Annotated in this window: 16 protein-coding genes; 11 read left to right on the forward strand and 5 right to left on the reverse strand. The window is 70.2% G+C overall.

The features are described 5' to 3' along the window. Nucleotides 1-104 precede the first annotated feature (104 nt). The gene (bufA2, locus tag ACG01O_RS15300) at nucleotides 105-359 is read right to left on the reverse strand and encodes a BufA2 family periplasmic bufferin-type metallophore (RefSeq protein ID WP_394385863.1); all 255 of its coding nucleotides are present in this window, start codon (nucleotides 357-359) and stop codon (nucleotides 105-107) included. 233 nt (nucleotides 360-592) lie between these two features. Between bufA2 and murQ the strand changes: the two genes are divergently transcribed. The 4 genes from murQ to ACG01O_RS15320 are packed head-to-tail and all read left to right on the forward strand — an operon-like array spanning nucleotide 593 to nucleotide 5,149. Continuing rightward, nucleotides 593-1,474, forward strand: coding sequence for an N-acetylmuramic acid 6-phosphate etherase (gene murQ, locus ACG01O_RS15305; RefSeq protein ID WP_394385864.1), 882 nt, complete (start codon nucleotides 593-595; stop codon nucleotides 1,472-1,474). After that, nucleotides 1,471-2,742: an MFS transporter gene (locus ACG01O_RS15310; protein ID WP_394385865.1), complete on the forward strand. Its 1,272-nt coding sequence runs from the start codon at nucleotides 1,471-1,473 to the stop codon at nucleotides 2,740-2,742. Before murQ ends, ACG01O_RS15310 begins: the two co-directional genes overlap by 4 nt. Next, nucleotides 2,739-3,872 carry an acyltransferase family protein gene (locus tag ACG01O_RS15315; protein ID WP_394385866.1) on the forward strand — a complete coding sequence of 378 codons (1,134 nt, stop codon included), beginning with the start codon at nucleotides 2,739-2,741 and terminating at the stop codon, nucleotides 3,870-3,872. Before ACG01O_RS15310 ends, ACG01O_RS15315 begins: the two co-directional genes overlap by 4 nt. Further along, on the forward strand, nucleotides 3,869-5,149 hold the full coding sequence (locus ACG01O_RS15320) for a glycoside hydrolase family 10-like protein (protein WP_394385867.1): 1,281 nt from the start codon (nucleotides 3,869-3,871) through the stop codon (nucleotides 5,147-5,149). The genes ACG01O_RS15315 and ACG01O_RS15320 overlap by 4 nt, the downstream gene beginning before the upstream one ends. Here the strand turns inward: ACG01O_RS15320 and ACG01O_RS15325 are convergent. After that, nucleotides 5,134-5,976 (reverse strand): DeoR/GlpR family DNA-binding transcription regulator, encoded by an 843-nt coding sequence (locus ACG01O_RS15325; RefSeq protein ID WP_394385868.1) that lies wholly within the window; start codon nucleotides 5,974-5,976, stop codon nucleotides 5,134-5,136. The two genes, ACG01O_RS15320 and ACG01O_RS15325, sit on opposite strands and share 16 nt — an antisense overlap. A gap of 222 nt (nucleotides 5,977-6,198) precedes the next feature. Between ACG01O_RS15325 and ACG01O_RS15330 the strand changes: the two genes are divergently transcribed. Genes ACG01O_RS15330 through ACG01O_RS15360 form a run of 7 tightly spaced genes read left to right on the forward strand, consistent with a single transcriptional unit; the run spans nucleotide 6,199 to nucleotide 14,046 of the window. Beyond that, nucleotides 6,199-8,457, forward strand: a complete 2,259-nt coding sequence (locus tag ACG01O_RS15330; protein ID WP_394385869.1) for a TonB-dependent receptor — start codon at nucleotides 6,199-6,201, stop codon at nucleotides 8,455-8,457. Then, complete coding sequence (locus tag ACG01O_RS15335; RefSeq protein ID WP_394385870.1) at nucleotides 8,457-9,611, forward strand: alkaline phosphatase D family protein; 1,155 nt, start codon at nucleotides 8,457-8,459, stop codon at nucleotides 9,609-9,611. Before ACG01O_RS15330 ends, ACG01O_RS15335 begins: the two co-directional genes overlap by 1 nt. Continuing rightward, nucleotides 9,608-10,657 (forward strand): ABC transporter substrate-binding protein, encoded by a 1,050-nt coding sequence (locus ACG01O_RS15340; protein ID WP_394385871.1) that lies wholly within the window; start codon nucleotides 9,608-9,610, stop codon nucleotides 10,655-10,657. The genes ACG01O_RS15335 and ACG01O_RS15340 overlap by 4 nt, the downstream gene beginning before the upstream one ends. After that, on the forward strand, nucleotides 10,654-11,430 hold the full coding sequence (locus ACG01O_RS15345; protein ID WP_394385872.1) for an alkaline phosphatase family protein: 777 nt from the start codon (nucleotides 10,654-10,656) through the stop codon (nucleotides 11,428-11,430). The genes ACG01O_RS15340 and ACG01O_RS15345 overlap by 4 nt, the downstream gene beginning before the upstream one ends. Then, on the forward strand, nucleotides 11,421-12,257 hold the full coding sequence (locus tag ACG01O_RS15350; protein ID WP_394385873.1) for a hypothetical protein: 837 nt from the start codon (nucleotides 11,421-11,423) through the stop codon (nucleotides 12,255-12,257). Before ACG01O_RS15345 ends, ACG01O_RS15350 begins: the two co-directional genes overlap by 10 nt. Continuing rightward, nucleotides 12,254-13,057 carry an ABC transporter permease gene (locus ACG01O_RS15355; RefSeq protein WP_394385874.1) on the forward strand — a complete coding sequence of 268 codons (804 nt, stop codon included), beginning with the start codon at nucleotides 12,254-12,256 and terminating at the stop codon, nucleotides 13,055-13,057. Before ACG01O_RS15350 ends, ACG01O_RS15355 begins: the two co-directional genes overlap by 4 nt. Then, on the forward strand, nucleotides 13,033-14,046 hold the full coding sequence (locus ACG01O_RS15360; protein ID WP_394385875.1) for an ABC transporter ATP-binding protein: 1,014 nt from the start codon (nucleotides 13,033-13,035) through the stop codon (nucleotides 14,044-14,046). The genes ACG01O_RS15355 and ACG01O_RS15360 overlap by 25 nt, the downstream gene beginning before the upstream one ends. 154 nt (nucleotides 14,047-14,200) lie before the next feature. Here the strand turns inward: ACG01O_RS15360 and ACG01O_RS15365 are convergent, their stop codons facing one another. From ACG01O_RS15365 to ACG01O_RS15375, 3 genes are all read right to left on the reverse strand, one after another. After that, nucleotides 14,201-14,755, reverse strand: a complete 555-nt coding sequence (locus ACG01O_RS15365; RefSeq protein WP_394385876.1) for an Lcl C-terminal domain-containing protein — start codon at nucleotides 14,753-14,755, stop codon at nucleotides 14,201-14,203. Nucleotides 14,756-14,961: 206 nt separating this feature from the next. After that, the gene (locus ACG01O_RS15370; RefSeq protein ID WP_394385877.1) at nucleotides 14,962-15,435 is read right to left on the reverse strand and encodes a hypothetical protein; all 474 of its coding nucleotides are present in this window, start codon (nucleotides 15,433-15,435) and stop codon (nucleotides 14,962-14,964) included. A 96-nt stretch (nucleotides 15,436-15,531) separates the two neighbouring features. After that, nucleotides 15,532-16,473, reverse strand: a complete 942-nt coding sequence (locus ACG01O_RS15375) for a LysR family transcriptional regulator (protein WP_394385878.1) — start codon at nucleotides 16,471-16,473, stop codon at nucleotides 15,532-15,534. Between the last annotated feature and the right edge of the window lie 25 nt (nucleotides 16,474-16,498).

Here is a 16,498-nt window from a genome sequence, read left to right on the forward strand (position 1 = left end):
GGGCCGCAGGCGCCCGCGCCCTCCAGCGGCAGCCGTGGAACTGGCTCCGCCAGGCCACCGGCTGCGCCCCCCCTGGGGGGCCGGCGTCAGCCGGTAGGGGGGTCTTACTTCTCCACCTTGCCACCAGCCTTGGTGCACTCGTCGGCGCTCTTCTTGCTGACCCAGCCCTGGCCCTTGCAGCCGTTCTGGCCCTTGCAGCCGCTGGTGGCCGTCTTGCATTCCGACGTGCCCTTGCAGCCGTTCACGCCCGAGCACTTGACCATGCCGTCGGCCGCCATCGCGGTGGTGGGCACGGCGGTGGCGAACAGGGCGGCAGCGGCGGCGGCAATGCCCAGACCGGTCTTGAGGGATGCGTTCATGAGGAATCTCCTGAAAAGAGTGAAAAGAATGGGATGAAGATCGGGGTCACCACAGGTCGAACCGAGGTGCCCTCGCATCGACTTGCCACCGTGTGTCGCGGCCGAGGGCGTGTGCCTTACAGGGTCGACACACTTCTTTGCAATCGCCTGGCGTTATGGGCACTGTGCCGGCTGGCATTCGCAGGGGCCGGGTGCCAGCCGCTAGAGTGCGGCCAGCCTGTTTTGCCCTGCCCATGCTGAACACCGAAACCCCAAGCACCCGCCACGCCGACCTGGACACCTACGCCACCCCCGCCCTGCTGGACGCGCTGGTGGACGACCAGACCGCGGCCGTCGCGGCGGTGAAAGCCGCCCTGCCGCAACTGGCCGCCGCGGTGGACGCCGCCTTGCCCCGCATCCGCGCCGGCGGCCGGCTGCTGTACGCCGGCGCCGGCACCTCCGGCCGCCTGGGCGTGCTTGACAGCGTGGAGCTGTACCCCACCTTCTCGTGGCCGCGTGAGCGCGCGGTGGCCGTGATTGCCGGCGGAGCGGGCGCGATGTTCGTGGCCGCGGAAGGCGCGGAAGACGACCGCGCCCAAGGGGCGGCCGACCTCGCCGCACTGAACCCCGGCCCCAACGACGTGGCCCTGCTGCTGGCAGCCTCCGGCGGCACGCCCTATGTGCTGGGCGCCATCGAAGCCGCGCGCGCGGCCGGCGCGCTCACCATCGGCTTCGCCAACAACCCCAGCGCACCGGTCACGGCGCAGGCCGACATCGGCATCACGCTGGACACGGGCCCCGAGGTCATCTCCGGCAGCACGCGGCTCAAGGCCGGCACCTCGCAGAAGATCGCGCTGAACACCTTCTCGTCGGCCCTGATGGTGAAGCTGCACAAGGTGTACGGCAACCTGATGGTGGACCTGAAGGCCACCAACGCCAAGCTGGTGAAGCGCGCCGTGGCGCTGACCGTGCGCGCCAGTGGCGCGAGCGAAGCCGACGCGCAAGCCGCGCTGGCCCAGTGCGACCACCACGTGAAAACCGCGCTGGTGATGCTCCAGCGCGGCGTGGCCGTGGCCGAGGCCCGGGCGCTGCTGGACGCGGCCGACGGCAGCGTGAGCCGGGCGCTGGCGGCATGAGCCGCTCGCCGTGGGCCTGGGTGCCCTCGCTGTACTTCGCGCAGGGGCTGCCCTACGTCGTGGTGATGACGCTGTCGGGCGTGCTCTACAAAAACCTGGGCCTGTCCAACACCGACCTCGCGCTCTACACCAGCTGGCTCTACCTGCCCTGGGTCATCAAGCCACTGTGGTCGCCACTGGCCGAGCTGTTCGGCACCAAGCGGCAGTGGGTGGCGGTGCTGCAGTTCTTCGTGGGCGCGGCGCTGGCCAGCGTGGCGCTGACGCTGCCCACCGAGCACATGGTGCAGATGTCGCTGGCGGTGTTCTGGCTGATGGCCTTCGCCTCGGCCTCGCACGACATCGCGGCCGATGGCTTCTACATGCTCGCGCTGCCGCAGCACCAGCAGGCCGCCTTCGTGGGCGTGCGCTCCACCTTCTACCGGCTGGCCAACATTGGCGGGCAAGGCGGGCTGGTGTACCTGGCCGGTGAACTGACCGAGCGCACCGGCAGCGTGGTGCAGGCGTGGACGGGCGTGTTCTGGGTGCTGGGCGCGCTGTTCGGCGTGCTGGCCCTGTGGCACAGCGTGGCCCTGCCCCGCCCGGTGGCCGACCAACCCGGCCCCGGCAGGCACGCCGCCGGCGGCCTGGCGCGCGAGTTCTTTGCGGTGTTTGCCAGCTTCTTCCGAAAGCCCGGCATCGCAGTCACGCTGGGCTTTCTGCTGCTGTACCGATTCCCTGAAGCACAGCTGCTGAAGCTGGCCTCGCCCTTCTTGCTGGACCCGGTGGCCCAAGGCGGCCTGGGCCTGACCACCAAGGAACTGGGCATCGCCTACGGCACCGTGGGCCTGACGGCGCTGACCGTGGGCGGCCTGGTGGGCGGCTGGGTCATCTCGCGCGTGGGCCTGAAGCACGCCCTGTGGCCGCTGGTGCTGGCCATGCATGTGCCCAACGTGGCCTTCCTGCTGCTGGCGCTCACGCATCCCACCAGCCTGGCGGTCATCAGCGCGGCGCTTGCCGTGGAGCAGTTCGGTTATGGCCTCGGCTTCACGGCTTATCTGATGTACATGATCCATGTCGCTGAAGGACCGCAAAAGACCGCGCACTACGCGATCTGTACCGGCTTCATGGCCCTGGGGATGATGATTCCGGGCATGTGGAGCGGCTGGCTGCAAGACCACCTCGGCTACGTGCCCTTCTTCATCTGGGTGCTGGTGGCCACCGTGCCGAGCTTTGCGATGGCGGCGCTCATCCAGGTGCCAGACGGCTTCGGAAAGAAGGCAGACGAATGAAAGATCGATTGCTGTCGCTCGACGCCTTCCGCGGCTTCGCCATCGCGGCCATGCTGCTGGTGAACAACCCCGGCGACTGGGGCCATGTGTACGCACCGCTGCTGCACGCGCACTGGCACGGCTGGACCTTCACCGACTGGGTGTTCCCCTTCTTCGTGTTCATCAGCGGCATGGCGATGACGATCAGCCTCGCCCGCCGCGCCCAGGCCGGCGCCGACAAAACCGCGCTGCTGCTGACCACCGCGCGGCGGGCGCTCGTCATCATCGGCATCGGGCTGCTGCTCAACCTGATTCCCAGCTTCGACTTCAGCGCCGTGCGCCTCCCCGGCGTGCTGCAGCGGCTGGGCCTGTGCACGCTGCTGGCCGCGCCCATCGTGCTGTGGTGCCGGCCACGCGGCGTGGCGCTGTGGGCCGTGGCGCTGATGGCTGCGTACGCCGCCGTGCAATTGCTCGTGCCGGTGCCGAACGCCGAGGGCGTGGTGCACACCGGCCTGCTGGAACCCGGCCAGGATGTGGGCGCCTGGCTGGACCGCACGCTGATGGACGGCCACCTGTGGCGCCAGGCCAAGACCTGGGACCCGGAAGGGCTGCTCTCCACGCTGCCGGCGGTGGCCTCGCAGCTGCTGGGCGTGCTGGCCGGCTATGTGCTGGCGTCGACAAGACAGCCGGCCGAGAAAACCATGACCTGGGTGCTGGCGGGTCTGGCTTCGCTGTGGCTGGGCCAGGTGCTGGACGCCTGGCTGATGCCCATCAACAAGTCCCTCTGGACACCGCCTTTCGTGTTCACCATGGCGGGTTGGGCCTGCCTGGTGTTCGCGGTGTTCTACTGGCTGCTGGACGCCTCGCCCCAGCCGCTGGCCCGCGCGCGCTGGGCCCGCTGGTTGCACCCGCTGGTGGTGTTCGGCATGAACGCGCTGTTCCTGTTCGCGCTGTCGGGCCTGGTGGCCAAGCTGCTGTACACCGTGCACATGGCCGACGGCCTCACGCTGGGCACCGCCCTCTACGCCCCGCTGCGCGACAGCGGCCTGGCGCCGGTGAACGCCTCGCTGCTGCACGCGCTGGCGTTCGTGGCCGTGATGTACGCGGTGGCCTGGGTGATGCACCGCAAACACTGGTTCGTGAAGGTATGAAGCGACGCCACCTGTTGATCGGGGCCGCCGGCCCGTGGCTGGCCGGCTGCGGCACGCCGCCCCCGCTGCCCGGCGCGGGCAATGGCCCCGCCTCGGCGGCATCGGCGGCTGACGCTGCCGCATCGGCCGCCAGTGCAGCGGCCCCGGCCCTGCCCGCCGTGCCGCCCCGCGAGTGGCGCGCGGCCTGGGTGGCCACGGTGGCCAACATCGATTGGCCGTCCAAGCCCGGCCTGAGCGCCGCGCAGCAGCAAGACGAGATCCGCCGGCTGTGCGACACGGCGCAGCGCATCGGCCTGAACGCGCTGCTGCTGCAGGTGCGCCCCGCGGCTGACGCGCTGTACGAATCCGCGCTGGAGCCCTGGAGCGAGGTGCTGACCGGCACGCAGGGCAAGCACCCCGGCTACGACCCGCTGGCCGTGTGGCTGACCGAAGCGCGGGCGCGCGGGCTGGAGCTGCACGCCTGGATCAACCCCTACCGCGCGCGGCACAGCACGGCCAAGTCGCCCGTGGCAGACACCCACGTCAGCCGCACCCACCCCGAGTGGGTGCGCCGTTATGGCGATCAGCTCTGGATGGACCCGGGCGAAGCCGGCGCCGCCGAGCACACGCTGGCTGTGGCGCGCGACCTGCTGAGCCGCTACGCGGTGGACGGCCTGCACCTGGACGACTACTTCTACCCCTACCCCGTGACCGACCCGGCCACCAAGGCCGAGGTGGACTTTCCGGACGACCCGGCCTGGAAGGCGTACACCGCCAGCGGCGGCGCGCTGGCCCGCGCCGACTGGCGCCGCTACCAGGTGAACCGCCTGGTGCAGCGGCTGTACGCGCTGGCGCACGAGGTGCGGCCCGGCACGCGCGTGGGCATCAGCCCCTTCGGACTGCCGCGGCCGGACCTGCGGCCCGCGGGCATCAGCGGCTTCAGCCAGTACGACAAGCTGTTTGCCGACGTGGAACTCTGGCTGCGCGAGGGCTGGCTGGACTACCTCGCCCCGCAGCTGTACTGGCCGCGTGCGCAAACCGCGCAGGCGTTCGATGTGCTGCTGCAGGCTTGGCGGGCGCTGAACCCGCTGGACCGGCCCATCCACCCCGGCCTGTTCACCAGCCGCATCGACGCCAGCCCGCAAAGCTGGATGCCCGACGAAATCCTGGGCCAGATCGACAGCGTGCGCCGTCTCAGCCCCGGCAGCGGGCACATCCACTTCAGCCTGGTGGCGCTGGCCCAGAACCGCAAGGGCGTGGCCGACGCCTTGCGCAACGGCCCCTACGCTGCGCGCTGAACCTCGGCCGTGCGCTGAATCTCGGCGGCGCGCGGGCCCTCGGCGGCGTGCGGCGGGGCCGGCGCCTGCAGCACCTGGCCCACGCCGGCCGCCGCCAGCGCGGCCAGCACCTGCGGGTCGGCGCCTGCGTCGGTCACCAGCACGTCCACCTCCACCGGCGGGCAAATCTGCACGCGGCTGGCCTGGCCCAGCTTGCTCGCATCCGCCAGCACCACGCGGCGGCGCGCGCGGCCCAGCATGGCGCGGGCCACGGTGGCTTCGTGCCAGAGGTAGTCCATCGCGCCGTTGACAGCGTCCAGCGCCACCGGCGACACAAACGCCCAGTCCACGTGGAGCCGGGCGATCTCGGCCGCCGTCTGCTCACCGTAGGTGGCAGGCACGTCGTCTTCCAGGCGGCCGCCCAGCAGCCGCACCTCGTGGTGGCGGTGGCAAGCCAGCACCATGGCGGCGTCCAGCGAGTTGGTGATGACGATCAGCCCCTCGCGCGGCGCGAGCGCCTGGGCCAGCGCCAGCGTGGTGGAGCCGGCATCCAGAAAGCAGGTTTGCCCCGGGGCGGGCAGCGCGGCGGCTTGCTGCGCGATGTCCCGCTTTTGCTGCTGCTGCAGGGCCGCGCGCTCGGCATACGCGGGCTCCGGCGGGCTGCCGGCCGCAGCGGCCACGGCACCGCCGTGCACGCGGGCCAGTTGCCCGCTGCGCTCCAGCTCGATCAGGTCGCGCCGCACGGTCTCGCGGGACACGCCCAGCGCCTCGGCAAAACGCTCGGTGGTCAGGCCCTGGTGGGTGTTCAGCAGCGCAAGGATGAGGCGGTGACGTTCGGCAACCCACATGGGCGAGAGGCACTCGGCAAGCAGCAATGCGCGAGGAGTGGAGCAGTGGCGTGTGGCGCTTGTGTGAATCCGGGGGCGCTTGTGGAAGTTTGTGGAATTCGCGCCGAAGACACGGTTTTGTCGTCGAACTGTCGTGGACTTTTGTGACATTGCGGCCCGTTCCAACGCCGCCTGTGGGCCCGCCCGGTCTGCAGCCTCGTCACCTCCAAGCCTCCACACACCATGCGTTCTGCTGTTCACGCTTTCACCCCGGTCGCCACCGCCGCCGCCCTGCTGGGCCTGGCCTTCGCGGCCGCCCCGGCCTTCGCCCAAAGCACCCCCGACACCCAGGAGCTCGAACGCGTCACGGTGACGCTGGGCCGCGGCCAGATCCGCTCGGTGCAAGGCCTCACCAAGGCCGACTTCGAGGCCGCAGCCGCCGCCGGCCAAAGCCCGCTGGCCACCGTGTCGCGCCTGCCCGGCGTGAACTTCCAGTCGGCCGACCCGCTGGGCAACTACGAGTGGTCCACCCGCTTCACGGTGCGCGCCTTCTCGCAGAACCAGCTGGGCTTCACGCTGGACGGTGTGCCCCTGGGCGACATGAGCTACGGCAACCTCAACGGCCTGCACATCAGCCGCGCCATCAGCAGCGAGAACGTGGCCCGCGCCGACCTGTCGCAAGGCACCGGCTCGCTGGACACGCCCTCCTCCAGCAACCTCGGCGGCACGCTGCAGTTCTACTCGGCCGACCCGGCCAAGACCTTTGGCCTGCAAGCCTCGCAAACGCTGGGCAGCGAGAAGAACAGCCGCACCTTCGTGCGCCTGGAAAGCGGCGCCAGCGAGCTCGGCGCCGTCTACCTGAGCTACACCCGCCAGGTGGCCGACAAGTGGCGCGGCGAAGGCCAGCAGCGCCAAGAGCAAGTGAACCTGAAGTACGTGAAGGACTTCGGCGGCAGCCGCCTGTCGGCCTTCCTCAACACCTCCAACCGCCGCGAGGTCGACTACCAGGACATGTCCCTGGAGATGATCAACCGCTTGGGCTACCAGTGGGACAACTTCTTCCCCAACTTCAGCGCGGCCGTGAAGGCCTCGCAGGACTACTGCGGCAACGTGGCCGGCAAGCCCTACACCGCCCAGTGCGATGACGCTTACTACGCCGGCTCCGGCCTGCGCAAGGACACGCTGGCCGGTGCCACTCTGGACGCCAAGCTGGCCGACAGCCTGACGCTGAAGACCACCGTCTACCACCACAAGAACGACGGCCGTGGCCTCTGGTACACGCCCTACACCGCCTCGCCCGACGGCACGCCCGTGGCGCTGCGCACCACCGAGTACGCCATCAAGCGCAACGGCCTGAGCACCACGCTCGAATACGACCTCGCCGGCCACCAGCTGCGCGTCTCGTACTGGCACGAGAACAACGACTTCGACCAGGCCCGCCGCTTCTACGCCACCTCGCCCAGCGCGGTGCCCAGCCCCTACGACTTCCCGAGCAACCCCTTCTTCACGCAGTGGCAGTACGCCTTCACCACCAAGACGGACCAGTTCTCGCTGTCCGACACGGTGGAGTTGGCCCAAGGCCTGACGCTGGGTGCGGGCTTCAAGTCGCTGAAGGCCACGATCGATGCCAACCGCCAGATCGGCACCGGCCCGGCCGGCAGCATCACGGCCAAGAAGAGCTTCCTGCCGCAGGTGGGCCTGAACTACCAGCTCAGCCGCACGGACGAGCTGTTCGCCAGCGTCTCCAAGAACATGCGCGCCTACCAGGGCGCGGCCACCGGCACCACGCCGTTCGCCACCACGCAGGCCGGCTTTGACGCCATCAAGGGCTCGCTGCGCCCCGAAACCTCCACCAACCTCGAAGGCGGCTGGCGCACCACCAGCAAGCTGTACGAAGCCGCCGTCACGGCCTACGTGGTGGACTTCAAGGACCGCCTGCTGGGCGTGACGCAAGGCTCGGGCATCCAGGGCAACCCGACGGTGCTGAGCAACGTGGGCGGCGTGCGCACCAAGGGTCTGGAAGGCGCGCTGTCGCTGCGCCTGATGCCGGGCGTGAGCTGGTACAACAGCCTGAGCCTGAGCCGCTCGACCTACCAGGACGACGTGGTCAGCAAGAACGCCAGCAACCAGACCACCACCGTCGCCACCGCCGGCAAGCACGTGGTGGACGCGCCGGACCAGATGGTCAAGAGCATCCTGAGCTACGACGACGGCCAGTGCTTCGGCAACCTGGGCGTGGACCACATGTCCAAGCGTTACTTCAGCTACCTCAACGACGCCTCGGTGCCCGGCCGCACGCTGGTGAACCTGAGCGGTGGCGTGCGCACCAAGTCGCTGGGCGTGCTGTCCGAAGGCAGCGTGCAGGTCGGCGTGACCAACCTGGCCAACAAGAAGTACGTGTCCACCATCGGCAGCAACGGCTTTGTGAACAGCGGTGACAGCCAGACCCTGCTGCAGGGCACGCCGCGCCAGGTGTTCATCACCTTCACGGGCAAGCTCTGATGACGACGACCGCCGGGCTCGACCGCCGCCAGTGGATGCTGGCGGCCGGGCTGGCCGCGGCGGGCGTGGGCGCGCAGGCGGGTGCGAACCTCGGTTCGCGCCCGCTGGCGCTGCCCGCGCCGGCCGATGCCGCCCACGGCCACCACCTTCGCATCGCCTTCGGGTCCTGCGCCAAGCAGTCCAAGCCGCAGCCCATCTGGGCCGCGGTGCGGGCCGCGCGGCCGGACTTGTTCCTGTTCCTGGGCGACAACCTCTACGCCGACGCGAAGGACGCCGACACCCTGCGCAAGCGCTACGCCGAGTTCCGCACGGCCGAGGCGCTGCAGGCCTTCCGCCGCGATGTGCCCCACCTCGCGATCTGGGACGACCACGACTTCGGCGACGACGACGTGGGCACTGAGTACGCGTTCAAGGCCCTGTCGCAACAGCTGTTCTGCGACGAGTGGAACGAGCCCGCCGACTCGCCCCGCCGCACGCGGCCCGGCATCTATGAGGCCTACCGCATCGAGCGCGGCGGCCGCACGGTGCAGCTGCTGATGCTGGACCTGCGCTTCAACCGCACCGCCCTGGTGGCCGACCCGTCGCTCAAGCAAGGCTACGCGGCCATGTACGCCAAGGCCAAACTGGGTGGCGGCGCGATGAAGGGCTGGTACGTGCCCAACCTCGACCCCGCCGCCACGCTGCTGGGCGAGGCGCAATGGGCCTGGCTGGCCGATCGCCTGGCCGAGCCGGCGGACGTGCGCATCCTGTGCTCCAGCGTGCAGCTGGCCGCCGAGGGCACGGGCTGGGAGGGCTGGAACAACTTCCCGCTGGAGCGCCAGCGGCTGGTGGACCTGATCCGCGAGAAGCGCGCCGAAGGCGTGGTGGTGGTGAGCGGCGACATGCACTACGCCGACCTCTCCCGCTGGGACACGCCCGCCAGCTACCCGCTGTGGGACCTCACCAGCAGCGGCCTCACCGAGGTGTGGGACATCCCCACGCCCAACGCGCGCCGCGTGGGCAGCGTGTACGCCGACCTCAACTTCGGCCTGGTGGACCTGGACTTCTCCACCCCCGTGCCCACGCTGCAACTCAGCATCCGCGATGTGAAGGGCGACACCCGCCTGCAGCACCGGCTGAGCCTGGACCAACTGCGCTTCCCCTCCAAGGCATGAGCACTTTCAACCGCCGACACGTCCTCGCCGGCCTGGCCGGTACCGGCTTTGCCCCCCTGGCCACGGCCCAACCCGGCGCGCTGGAGAAAGCCGCCCGCGCCGAGGGCCGCGTCACCAGCGTGGGCATGCCCGACGACTGGGCCAACTGGCGCGCCACCTGGGCCGACCTGCAGCGCCTGTACGGCCTGGCCCATGTGGACACCGACATGAGCAGCGCCGAGCAGATCGCCAAGATGGAGGCCGAGCGCGCCAACGCCAGCATCGACCTCGGCGACGTGGGCTTCGAGTTCGGCGCCATCGCCAAGGCCCGCGGCCTCACCCGCGCCTACAAGCCCAGCACCTGGGCGCAAGTGCCCGACTGGGCCAAAGACGCCGACGGCCACTGGGCGCTCGCCTACACCGGCACCATCGCCTTCGCCGTGAACAAGCGGCTGCTGAAGGACGTGCCGCGCAGCTGGAAGGCGCTGTTCGCCGCCCAGCCGCGCGTGCTGATCGGCGCCGTGGGCCGCGCCGCGCAAGCCAACGCCACGGTGCTGGCCGCCGCTCACGCACTGGGCGGCAGCGAGGTGCAACTGCAACCCGCGCTGCAGGCCTTCGCGCAGCTCGCCAAGGCGCGCAAGCTGCTCAGCACCGACCCCTCGCCCGCGCTGATGGAACGCGCCGAGGCCGAGGTGTTTGTGATGTGGGACTTCAACGCGCTGAGCTACCGCGACAAGCTGCCCAACGCGGCCGACTACGAGGTGCTCATTCCCAGCGACGGCAGCATCACCAGCGGCTACACCACGCTGCTGAACAAGCACTCCAAGCGCCCCAACGCGGGCGACCTGACGCGCGAGTTCATCTTCGGCGACGCGGGCCAGCTGAACCTCGCCCGCGGCAACGCCCGGCCCATCCGCGTGGAGCACCTCGCGCTGCCGGACGACCTCAAGAAAAAGCTGTTGCCCGCCGCCCAGTACGCCGCCGCCCGCGCGCTCAAGCCCGCGCTGTGGACGGAAGAGGTGAAGAAGCTGCCGCGCGCTTGGCAGCGGGATGTCCTCGGCGCATGAACAAGCTCATCCTTCTTCTCGTCGACGGCCTGCGCGCCGACACCGCGCGCGACTACATGGGCTACGTGCAGGCCCTGCATGAAGCCGGCCGCGCGCACTGGAGCACGCTGCGCTGCGAGCTGCCCAGCCTGTCGCGCCCGCTGTACGCCACGGTCATCAACGGCCGCACGCCGCTGCAGCACGGCATCCTGGGCAACGGGCAGGCCGGGCAGCGCTGCGGCAGCACGGTGTTCGACGACCTCGCCGCCGCCGGCCGCCGCTCCGCCGTGGCGGGCTACCACTGGTTCTACGAACTGCTGGCCGGCGAGGTGTTCGACCCCCTCGCCCACCGCGAGGCCGCGCTGCCCGCGCTCAAGATCGATGCCGCCCGCTGGTACTGGGAAGACGACTACCCCGACTCCCACCTGCTGGCCGATGCCGAGGCGCTGCGCCAGGCCCACGCGCCCGACTTCTTGCTGGTGCACCCCATGGGGCTGGACCTGGCCGGCCACCGCCACGGCGGCGAATCCAGCGGCTACAGCATGGCCGCGCGCAAGCTGGACATGATCCTGGCCCAGGCCCTGCCCCGCTGGCACGCTGCTGGCTACGACCTGCTGCTGACCAGCGACCACGGCATGCACGCCGACCACTGGCACGGCGGCCCGCTGCCGGTGGAGCGCGAGGTGCCGCTGGTGTGGCTGCCGCGCCAGGGTGGCGGCCATGCCCCGGCCGGCTGGCCCGGCACGCAGCTGGGCATTCGCCCCTTCATCGCCCAGCACCTCGGATGCAGCTGACCCCCACCCGCGCCTGGCTGGTGGCCACGCCCCTGCTGGTGCTGCTGGCCACCGCGTTGGTGCTGCCCCTGGGCTGGCGCAGCCTGGACCTGCTGCACGCCTGCATGAACAGCAGCGGCGGCGCCCCCTGCGCGCTGCACGAGCTGTGGGCCGACCGCTTCTACCTCGACGCCATCGCCCGCACCGTGGCGCTGTCGGCCGCGTCCACCGCACTCGGCCTGGTGTTGGGCCTGGGTGCGGCGCTGCACCTCGTCACCCACCCGCGCTGGGAGAAGCCCGTGGCCGTGCTGGCCGGCCTGGGTGCGAACTTCGCCGGCGTGCCGCTGGCGCTGGCGCTCACGCTGCTGCTGGGCAGCCAGGGCGTGCTGACCGCACTGGCCCGCAGCGTGGGGCTGCTGCAGGGCTGGGACCTGGCCAGCGATGCCGGCCTGCTGCTGGCCTTCACCGCCTTCCAGGTGCCGCTGGCGCTGGTGCTGCTGATGGCCCCCGTGCGCCTGCTGGACCCAGCCCTGATGGACGCTGCCGCCACGCTGGGCGCCACGCCGGCGCGCTTCTGGCGCCGCGTGGGCCTGCCGCTGCTGGCGCCCAGCCTGATCGAAACCGCCAGCCTGCTGTTCGCCAACGCCGCTGCGGCCTACGCCACGCCGTTTGCGCTGGCCGGCACGGCCAGCCCGGTGCTGGCGGTGCGCATTGCCGCTGCGGTGAGTGGTGACATCTTTTCGCAGCCCGAGCTGGCCACCGCGCTGTCGCTGGTGATGGCCGTGCTGCTGCTGGGCGTGATCGTGGGCGGCCGGTGGCTGGCCGCCCGGTGGAGGCGTTCGGCATGAAGTCCGCCAACCGCCCCTGGCGCCTGCCCGCCTTCGCCTTCTGGGCCGCCGCGCTGCTGGTGCTGCTGCCGCCGCTGGCGGTGGCGGCCTATGCCTTCAGCGAACGGTGGGACCAGAGCCTGCTGCCGCAGGACGCCACGCTGCACTGGCTGGCCGGTCTGGCCGCCGACGCGCGCGTGCGCAGCGCGGCGTGGAACTCGGTGTGGATCTCCGGCGCCGCCGCCGCGCTGGCCGTGGTGCTGGGCGGCGCCGCCAGCCTGGCGGGGCATCTCGCGTCGCCGCGCCTCAAGGCCTTCCTGGACGCGCTCGCCCTGCTGCCCTACGCCATCCCGCCGGTGGTGGTGGCCATCGGCGCGCTGGACCTCTTCGTGGGCCGCTGGGGCGATGTGCTGGACCTGCGCCTGGTGTACGTGGGCCTGCTGGCTGCGCTGCTGTTTCCGCTGGTGCACCAAACGCTCTCGGCCGCGCTGCAGCAGCTGGACGCCGGCCCGCTGATCGACGCCAGCCGCACGCTGGGCGCGCCCGACAGCCTGCTGCTGAAGCGCGTGCTGCTGCCGCTGCTGCTGCCCGCCTTCGCCGCTGCCGGCCTGCTGGCCTGGACGACGGCGGCCATGGAGTTCGCCATCGCCAACCTGCTGCTGGCCGGCTCGCTGGAGCTGCTGCAGCCCCTCATCAACGGCCTGCGCGGCGCCAACGGCCACCTCGCGGCGGCGCTCATCGTCGTCAGCCTCGTCATCACCACCGGGCTCGGCCTGGTCGTTCACTTGCTCACCTCATGGCGAACCCCAGCGCGCTCCTAGTCCAACAAGCCCGGCTGGCCCTCGGCGGACGGCCCATCCTGCAAGGCATCGACGTGGCGCTGCCGCCCGGCCAGGTGCTGGCGCTGCTGGGCGGCTCGGGCTGCGGCAAAACCACGCTGCTGCGCGCCATTGCCGGTCTGCAGCCGCTGGACGGCGGCACCGTGGCCCTGGCCGGCCGTGATGTGACCGCCCTGCCCACCGCGCAGCGCGGCATCGGCGTGGTGTTCCAGAGCTACGCCCTCTTCCCCAACCTCAGCGTGGCCGACAACATCGCCTTCGGCCTGCAAGCCCGCCACGCGCCCGCCGCGCAACAGCAGGCCCGGGTGGCCGAGCTGCTGCAACTCATCGGCCTGGCCGAACACGCCACCAAGCGCCCGGGCCAGCTCTCCGGCGGCCAACGACAGCGCGTGGCCCTGGCGCGCGCGCTGGCCCCGCACCCCTCGCTGCTGCTGCTGGACGAGCCTTTCTCGGCCCTGGACGAATCCTTCCGCGTGCCGCTGCGCCGGTCGTTCCGGCAGTTGCAACGCGAACTGGGCCAGAGCTGCGTGCTCGTCACCCACGACCGCGACGAAGCGTTCGAGCTGGCCGACCAGGTGGCCGTGATGTTCGACGGCCGCATCGAGCAATGCAGCCCACCGGCCGAGCTGTGGCAACGCCCGCGCACGCTGCGCGTGGCTCAGTTCCTCGGCGCCTTCAACCCACTGGACGCCCGCAGCGCCCCCGAGCCCTGGCGGCGCGACACCGGCTGCTGGATCGCCCCCATCACCGCCTTGCAAATTGCCAGCGCCCACACGCCCGCCAACGCCTGGCGGCTCGACGCCCAGGTGCGCGCCGCCCACCCGGGGCGCACGCACACCTGCGTGGAACTGCAAACCTCGGGCGACCAAACGCTGGTGCTGAACCTGCCGCCGGAGGCCACTGCACCCGCACCGGGCGAGCGCTTGAGCCTGGCGTTGCCGGCCGAGGCGCTGCAGTGGCTGGCGGACTGAGCCTGTAGATGTGCAGTCTGTTCTATGTGACGCTGCATCAAACCCGAACTCGGGTCTTGAGGAAAACAGCGAAGGCAACTATCGGATGCCACCCACATCAATCCGGTTGATTCACCGGGAAGTCCCTGTACGTGAGTTAGGCGTCAGCAAGCTCTCACGAACCAGCCTTCCGATAGCGCTTGAACAGGATAAGTCCGACAACTCCGACAAGCATGAAGGTGAACGTGGTCGGTTCTGGTACAGCGGCAACTGCCCAGAAGCTCATTGCGGTTGTGTCTGCAAAGACCTTGAAGGAGGCGCTTGCGGGATAGGCGTTTGGTGCAAACGCATAGTGTGCATGTACGGAACTGTTAGGTCCCGCCAAGACGCCCACGTCCCTGGTCCAGTAGTAGTTGCCGCCGATCGTCAGTGGAGGTCTGATCATTCCACCGCTCTGATTGCTACCCTGGGTCGCATACAGCAGCGCGAACTGATCTTTGGTCGGGAGTTCCCAAGAGGAGATGCCAGCAAGGTTCAAAGCTGCCGCCCAACCACTCGCCTCAGAGTAGGTCTTGGTGGTTCTGGCAGAGATATTGCCGTTGGTCCAGATCAGACCGTTGACAACATCCTCAAACGTCCCATCCCCGCGGGCAACAACCTGTGCGTTTGACGCAATCGCTGACAGAGTGACCGTCAAAGCGACAGCGATCGACCGACCTTCCTTGATCATGTTTCTCCTTTGATCCCGAACTTATGAGCGGCGAGATGGTCATTGTTCTGGGCAGGGCCACAATCCCGCGAGTTGGGGCGCAGCGATCGAGGCCGTTGCGGCCTGCGTCGTGCCAGAGACCAACAGACATCCATCGTGGAACGCCCGAAGCGCAGCGGCGCGTCGCGACCCGCCCTGCGTGGCTGCACGCTTGACGCGAGCCAGCGCTAGGGGGCAGCGTAGGTGACCGGCACGCGCTTGTAGTTCGCCAGCACGTCAGCCGAAGGGCACGGCACTTCGTCCAGGTAGAAGTGGTAGCCCGTGGCGATCAAGGTGACGGGCACCAACACTTTGGCCAAGGTACTGGGGGACGCGCTGGTGCGCAGGCACACACGCGCGCCGGGCTGCAGGTTCACCGTCACCCGGGTAGGCTCGGCCGAGCGGGCCTGAACGAAGATTTCACGCACTCCGGCGGCCATACCCGCCACCACGTAATCAGCATTCGACAACGCCGCGAAAGCACCGCCCGGGCTGCCCACCGCCAGCGAGACCCCACCGGCGATGAATGCAGATTCGCGGTACACCAGCACTTCCGCGCGCGCCTCGGGCGAAGGCGTGGGGAGGGCAACCAGGGGCTGGCCGGCGCAGCCAGCCAACCCGGCCAACGCGACGGACAAGAACAGCACACGAGAACGGGGCATGGCAGCGATCTTCCGAGGGTGAGGTGCCTGAGGTGCGTGCAAAACGCAGGCGCGCTCTCAGCTTACCCAACGGCTGCGCACCACGGCGTTCACCCCTCACCCCGGCCGCACCCGCACCCCCAGCCGCTGCCGCAAGTCGTCCAGCAGCGTGCGCGCGGGCAGTGACAAGGCCCGGTCCTGGCGCCAGACGAGGAACCACTGGCGGCGCACGGGGAAGCCTGTGACCGGCAGCACCACCAGGCCTTCAGTGGCAGGATCGGCCGCGAGGGTGTGGCGGGACAGCACGGCCACGCCCAGGCCGGCGCGCACGGCGTGTTTGATGGCCTCGTTGCTGCCCAGGGCCATGCGCGGCGCCCAGGTCACGCCGCGCTCGGCCAGCACCTCCGACACCACAGCCCGCGTGCCCGAGCCCTTTTCGCGCACCAGCAGCGGCTCGTCGGTCAGGTCTTGCAAACGCAGGCGGCGCCGTGACGCCAGCGCATGGTCCGCCGGCGCAATCATCACCAGGGGGTTGTCCAGAAACGGCCAGCGGGCCAGGGGCAGGTGGGCGGGCGGGCGCATCATCACGGCCAACTCGTCGTCGCCCCGTTCCAGCCGGGCCACCACGGCGTCGCGGTTCTCCACCGCGAGGTCGATGCGAATGCCGGGGTAGCCGCGCGCAAACGGCCCGAGCAGGTCGGGCAGGAAGTACTCGGTGGTGGTGACGGCCGCAATGCGCAGCCGCCCGCGGCGCAGGCCTTGCAGCGCGGCGGCGTCTTCCTCGAACTGCTGCCAGCGGGCCGCCATGTCGCGCACCGTTTGGGCCAGCAGTTCCGCCACGGCCGTGGGGGCCAGGCCCCGGCCGTGCGGCTCGAACAGCACCAGCCCCAGGCTGGCGGCCAGTTCCTTGAGTTGGGTGGACACCGTGGGCTGCGCCAGGTGCAGCGCCTGCGCCGCCCGGCCCACGCCGCCCAGGCGCACGGTGGCTTCCAGGCTGCGCAGTTGCGGCCAGCTGGCGCGCCAGGCCCGCTCCAAACCCGGGGGGAAGGCATCACGCATTGGCATTCCGAATGAATGGCATCGA

This window comes from Pelomonas baiyunensis (assembly GCF_043555935.1).
Taxonomy (GTDB): domain Bacteria; phylum Pseudomonadota; class Gammaproteobacteria; order Burkholderiales; family Burkholderiaceae_C; genus Pelomonas; species Pelomonas baiyunensis.

Bases quoted from the DNA above. Each gene is read 5' to 3' on its own strand.
- bufA2 (WP_394385863.1), bottom strand. From the start codon at position 359: ATGAACGCATCCCTCAAGACCGGTCTGGGCATTGCCGCCGCCGCTGCC.
- murQ (WP_394385864.1), top strand. From the start codon at position 593: ATGCTGAACACCGAAACCCCAAGCACCCGCCACGCCGACCTGGACACC.
- ACG01O_RS15310 (WP_394385865.1), top strand. From the start codon at position 1,471: ATGAGCCGCTCGCCGTGGGCCTGGGTGCCCTCGCTGTACTTCGCGCAG.
- ACG01O_RS15315 (WP_394385866.1), top strand. From the start codon at position 2,739: ATGAAAGATCGATTGCTGTCGCTCGACGCCTTCCGCGGCTTCGCCATC.
- ACG01O_RS15320 (WP_394385867.1), top strand. From the start codon at position 3,869: ATGAAGCGACGCCACCTGTTGATCGGGGCCGCCGGCCCGTGGCTGGCC.
- ACG01O_RS15325 (WP_394385868.1), bottom strand. From the start codon at position 5,976: ATGTGGGTTGCCGAACGTCACCGCCTCATCCTTGCGCTGCTGAACACC.
- ACG01O_RS15330 (WP_394385869.1), top strand. From the start codon at position 6,199: ATGCGTTCTGCTGTTCACGCTTTCACCCCGGTCGCCACCGCCGCCGCC.
- ACG01O_RS15335 (WP_394385870.1), top strand. From the start codon at position 8,457: ATGACGACGACCGCCGGGCTCGACCGCCGCCAGTGGATGCTGGCGGCC.
- ACG01O_RS15340 (WP_394385871.1), top strand. From the start codon at position 9,608: ATGAGCACTTTCAACCGCCGACACGTCCTCGCCGGCCTGGCCGGTACC.
- ACG01O_RS15345 (WP_394385872.1), top strand. From the start codon at position 10,654: ATGAACAAGCTCATCCTTCTTCTCGTCGACGGCCTGCGCGCCGACACC.
- ACG01O_RS15350 (WP_394385873.1), top strand. From the start codon at position 11,421: ATGCAGCTGACCCCCACCCGCGCCTGGCTGGTGGCCACGCCCCTGCTG.
- ACG01O_RS15355 (WP_394385874.1), top strand. From the start codon at position 12,254: ATGAAGTCCGCCAACCGCCCCTGGCGCCTGCCCGCCTTCGCCTTCTGG.
- ACG01O_RS15360 (WP_394385875.1), top strand. From the start codon at position 13,033: ATGGCGAACCCCAGCGCGCTCCTAGTCCAACAAGCCCGGCTGGCCCTC.
- ACG01O_RS15365 (WP_394385876.1), bottom strand. From the start codon at position 14,755: ATGATCAAGGAAGGTCGGTCGATCGCTGTCGCTTTGACGGTCACTCTG.
- ACG01O_RS15370 (WP_394385877.1), bottom strand. From the start codon at position 15,435: ATGCCCCGTTCTCGTGTGCTGTTCTTGTCCGTCGCGTTGGCCGGGTTG.
- ACG01O_RS15375 (WP_394385878.1), bottom strand. From the start codon at position 16,473: ATGCGTGATGCCTTCCCCCCGGGTTTGGAGCGGGCCTGGCGCGCCAGC.